Source organism: Streptomyces flavotricini, assembly GCF_020639365.1.
Lineage (GTDB): Bacteria > Actinomycetota > Actinomycetes > Streptomycetales > Streptomycetaceae > Streptomyces > Streptomyces flavotricini.
The window spans coordinates 8,129,006-8,129,259 of record NZ_JAINUL010000001.1 but is presented as its reverse complement, the minus strand read 5'-3'; the positions used below and the strand labels follow the sequence as shown (position 1 = coordinate 8,129,259).

The window sequence follows — 254 nt, the reverse complement described above, 5'->3', positions numbered from 1 at the left end:
GGTGCGGGAGAGGTGCTCCAGCGCGCGCTGGACCACGTGACCATGGACGAGCGCGATCTCCTGGTGGACCTGCACGCTGTCACGGCCATGGACGTCGACGGCCTCCTCCACCTCTTGAGCCTGCACCGGCGTGCGGAGAGCATGCGCCTACGGGTTCTGGTCACCGGCTGGCAGCCCCAGCCCCAGCAGTGCATGGCCACCGTGGCCGGCATCCCCGGGCCCAGGGCGGGCACCGGGGAGCGCTACGCCCTGGC

The 254-nt window shown here is 72.4% G+C and carries 1 protein-coding gene; it reads left to right on the top strand.

Annotation, left to right across the window (positions count from 1 at the left end):
- A partial coding sequence (locus tag K7B10_RS37235) for an STAS domain-containing protein (protein WP_372481514.1) occupies positions 1-254 on the top strand: 254 nt, incomplete at both ends.